A 3,006-nucleotide genomic window follows, 5' to 3' on the forward strand; every position below is an offset into this window, starting at 1 on the left:
TGGCGATGATTGCCGCGAGGAGCATCAATCATCACGACCTGAGTGCCCACATGCCGGGTATCAGCATGCCCCAGGCTAAGAAAAGGCGGGCAGACCGCACCTTCCGGGATGAGCAGCTGGACATGGACTTTTTCATCGCTCTGCTCGTCGTCCATCTTCCACCGGGGAAGGTGTTGCTGAGTCTGGACCGCACCAATTGGGAGCATGGGGAAACGCCCATCAATTTTCTGGTGCTTGGAGCCGTGGTTCATGGCTTCACCCTGCCCCTGATTTGGGTTCCTCTTGATGAGTCCGGGAACAGCCACACCTACGCCCGTATGTGGTTGGTATTGAAGCTCCTCCGCGTCTTGCCAGCGAAACGCTGGCAAGGCCTGGTGGCTGACCGTGAGTTCATCGGTGCGGAGTGGTTCCGTTTTCTCCGTCGTCAAGGCATCAAGCGGGCGATCCGCATTCGGCACAGCGACATGCTGGACGACATGAATGGGAAGGAATGGTTTAAGCACGTCCAGCACGGTCATTTCCATGAAATCGACGAAAAGGTGTTCGTGTTTGGCGAACTCATGCGGGTGGTCGCGACGAGGTCATCCACAGGTGACCTCGTCATCATTGCCACAGATTTCAGCGCTCGGAAGACCTGGAAGCTGTACAAGCAGCGCTGGTCAATCGAGTGCACCTTCAGCAGCTTCAAGAAGCGAGGCTTCGACCTGGAGCGGACTGGGATGACGGAAAGGAGCCGTCTTCAGCGGCTCTTCGGCTTGGTGACACTGGCCTGGATGTTTTGTTTGCGCTTGGGGGTCTGGCTCAGCCAGACCCAGTCCATCCCCATTCTCAAGCATGGTCGTAGAGCGGTCAGTCTGGTGCGGTACGGTGCTCAGCATCTCGTGGATGCCTTACGATGGAAACCACAACAGTTCATGGCTGTCCTAGACCTGTTGACCCAGCCTTTTTGCCCACCAGGAGGGGCTGGAAGTGAAGTTGTCACCTACTGAGAGGTAAATCAGATTCCCCGTCTTTCAATTACTATTGATAGCGGCGTAAGTTGGCGTCCATAAGCTGACGGGGCAGGTGAATATAGCGGACCCGCTGCCAGGCGGTGACAAGCCTCTTTTTCAGCGCTCTGATGGAGTGGGCACAAAAGTTCCCCAACACATTGCGCTTGACGTAGGCCCACACCAACTCGATCGGGTTCAACTCTGGAGCATACGGAGGCAGAAAGATCAGAGAGAGGCGTTCGTGGGTTCCCACGAACGCCTCTCTCTGATCTTTCTGCCTCCGTATGCTCCAGAGTTGAACCCGATCGAGTTGGTGTGGGCCTACGTCAAGCGCAATGTGTTGGGGAACTTTTGTGCCCACTCCATCAGAGCGCTGAAAAAGAGGCTTGTCACCGCCTGGCAGCGGGTCCGCTATATTCACCTGCCCCGTCAGCTTATGGACGCCAACTTACGCCGCTATCAATAACGTGACGGGAGTGCTGGTGTACTTGCCCTGGTAGACCCGGTAAGAAATGGGGAACTTCAGTTCCCCATACTCGGCGAACAAGACCACCAGATGAATGCCGTGCCTGCCGTTGTAGACACTGACATAGGGCAGCTGAGTCCCCACCTTTTCCACCGTGGTCAGATCCACGCTGAGCCGCAGACGAGGTCTGCGTTTGTGACGAGCTGTATCCAGCAGGATGCGCCATTGGGTGTCCTGCATCTCTTCCCAGCAACGGTCTGAATCCCAGTCGTAGATGTTGAAGAAACGGCTGAGTGCACTGGGGCTGACTCCCTCAGCCTGGCTGAACTTGGTCTTCTGACCTGGACTGTGGAAGAGGTGCAGCGAAGCCTCCAGGCTTCGCCGTTGGTACAGCGTCTCTGGAATGTCCAGAATCCGCTGTGAGAGAATATGGGTGCGCTCCCCTGAAACCTGTTTGTACACACTTCCAGAATTTCAGCTCTGGGAGCGCTTTTTGTCCGCCTATTCAGGTGCAAGTTCTGAGTATTGAAGCTCCTCCGCGTCTTGCCAGCGAAACGCTGGCAAGGCCTGGTGGCTGACCGTGAGTTCATCGGTGCGGAGTGGTTCCGTTTTCTCCGTCGTCAAGGCATCAAGCGGGCGATCCGCATTCGGCACAGCGACATGCTGGACGACATGAATGGGAAGGAATGGTTTAAGCACGTCCAGCACGGTCATTTCCATGAAATCGACGAAAAGGTGTTCGTGTTTGGCGAACTCATGCGGGTGGTCGCGACGAGGTCATCCACAGGTGACCTCGTCATCATTGCCACAGATTTCAGCGCTCGGAAGACCTGGAAGCTGTACAAGCAGCGCTGGTCAATCGAGTGCACCTTCAGCAGCTTCAAGAAGCGAGGCTTCGACCTGGAGCGGACTGGGATGACGGAAAGGAGCCGTCTTCAGCGGCTCTTCGGCTTGGTGACACTGGCCTGGATGTTTTGTTTGCGCTTGGGGGTCTGGCTCAGCCAGACCCAGTCCATCCCCATTCTCAAGCATGGTCGTAGAGCGGTCAGTCTGGTGCGGTACGGTGCTCAGCATCTCGTGGATGCCTTACGATGGAAACCACAACAGTTCATGGCTGTCCTAGACCTGTTGACCCAGCCTTTTTGCCCACCAGGAGGGGCTGGAAGTGAAGTTGTCACCTACTGAGAGGTAAATCAGATTCCCCGTCTTTCAATTACTATTGATAGCGGCGTAAGTTGGCGTCCATAAGCTGACGGGGCAGGTGAATATAGCGGACCCGCTGCCAGGCGGTGACAAGCCTCTTTTTCAGCGCTCTGATGGAGTGGGCACAAAAGTTCCCCAACACATTGCGCTTGACGTAGGCCCACACCAACTCGATCGGGTTCAACTCTGGAGCATACGGAGGCAGAAAGATCAGAGAGAGGCGTTCGTGGGTTCCCACGAACGCCTCTCTCTGATCTTTCTGCCTCCGTATGCTCCAGAGTTGAACCCGATCGAGTTGGTGTGGGCCTACGTCAAGCGCAATGTGTTGGGGAACTTTTGTGCCCA

The 3,006-nt window shown here is 55.9% G+C and carries 3 protein-coding genes and 5 pseudogenes; 4 read left to right on the plus strand and 4 right to left on the minus strand.

Translation table 11 applies throughout. The features are described 5' to 3' along the window. The first annotated feature begins 5 nt into the window (after nucleotides 1–5). Nucleotides 6–989 carry an IS4 family transposase gene (locus OCI36_RS13215; RefSeq protein WP_261663408.1) on the plus strand — a complete coding sequence of 328 codons (984 nt, stop codon included), beginning with the start codon at nucleotides 6–8 and terminating at the stop codon, nucleotides 987–989. 31 nt (nucleotides 990–1,020) lie between these two features. Here the strand turns inward: OCI36_RS13215 and OCI36_RS13220 are convergent, their stop codons facing one another. Both OCI36_RS13220 and OCI36_RS13475 read right to left on the minus strand, forming a co-directional pair. After that, on the minus strand, nucleotides 1,021–1,191 hold the full coding sequence (locus tag OCI36_RS13220) for a hypothetical protein (protein WP_409996749.1): 171 nt from the start codon (nucleotides 1,189–1,191) through the stop codon (nucleotides 1,021–1,023). 6 nt (nucleotides 1,192–1,197) lie between these two features. Continuing rightward, nucleotides 1,198–1,245: pseudogene (locus OCI36_RS13475) on the minus strand (hypothetical protein); the annotation flags it as partial. Here OCI36_RS13475 and OCI36_RS13225 point away from each other — a divergent pair. Continuing rightward, a pseudogene (locus OCI36_RS13225) lies at nucleotides 1,228–1,458 on the plus strand (transposase); the annotation flags it as partial. The pseudogenes OCI36_RS13475 and OCI36_RS13225 sit on opposite strands and share 18 nt — an antisense overlap. Here the strand turns inward: OCI36_RS13225 and OCI36_RS13230 are convergent. Further along, the gene (locus OCI36_RS13230; RefSeq protein WP_261665172.1) at nucleotides 1,441–1,920 is read right to left on the minus strand and encodes a hypothetical protein; all 480 of its coding nucleotides are present in this window, start codon (nucleotides 1,918–1,920) and stop codon (nucleotides 1,441–1,443) included. The pseudogene OCI36_RS13225 and the gene OCI36_RS13230 overlap by 18 nt on opposite strands. A 60-nt stretch (nucleotides 1,921–1,980) precedes the next feature. On the opposite strand from OCI36_RS13230, the pseudogene OCI36_RS13235 reads away from it, so the two are divergent. Continuing rightward, a pseudogene (locus OCI36_RS13235) lies at nucleotides 1,981–2,643 on the plus strand (transposase); the annotation flags it as partial. Between the two features lie 31 nt (nucleotides 2,644–2,674). Here the strand turns inward: OCI36_RS13235 and OCI36_RS13240 are convergent. Next, nucleotides 2,675–2,905 (minus strand): annotated as a pseudogene (locus OCI36_RS13240) (transposase); the annotation flags it as partial. 6 nt (nucleotides 2,906–2,911) lie between these two features. On the opposite strand from OCI36_RS13240, the pseudogene OCI36_RS13245 reads away from it, so the two are divergent. Continuing rightward, nucleotides 2,912–3,006: pseudogene (locus tag OCI36_RS13245) on the plus strand (transposase); the annotation flags it as partial.

The organism is Deinococcus sp. Marseille-Q6407, from assembly GCF_946848805.1.
GTDB lineage: Bacteria > Deinococcota > Deinococci > Deinococcales > Deinococcaceae > Deinococcus.

Bases quoted from the DNA above. Each gene is read 5' to 3' on its own strand.
- OCI36_RS13215 (WP_261663408.1), top strand. From the start codon at position 6: ATGATTGCCGCGAGGAGCATCAATCATCACGACCTGAGTGCCCACATG.